This is a genomic window from Bacillus sp. SIMBA_008 (genome assembly GCF_046535495.1).
Lineage (GTDB): Bacteria > Bacillota > Bacilli > Bacillales > Bacillaceae > Bacillus > Bacillus subtilis.
In genome coordinates, this window is record NZ_JAWRWL010001456.1 from 1 (window position 1) to 228 (window position 228).

A 228-nucleotide genomic window follows, 5' to 3' on the forward strand; every position below is an offset into this window, starting at 1 on the left:
GGAGCAGATCGCCGAGCTGCACCCGTCCACGCTGCGCCTGCATGGTGGCGGCTGGTCGTTCTACCGCGAGGCGGCGGCGATCGAGCAGCAGGCCGCCGGCCAGCAGCTGCGCCACCTGCGCGGCGAGGTGAAGCGGCAGCAGCGCGAGCGCCAGCAGGCACGCGAGCGCGCTGACCGGCGCGCCGGCAATGCGGCGCGCAACCTCGCCGATGCCGGCCTGCCACGCAT

The 228-nt window shown here is 75.4% G+C and carries 1 pseudogene; it reads left to right on the top strand.

The features are described from left to right. A pseudogene (locus tag SB658_RS28320) lies at positions 1–228 on the top strand (hypothetical protein); the annotation flags it as partial.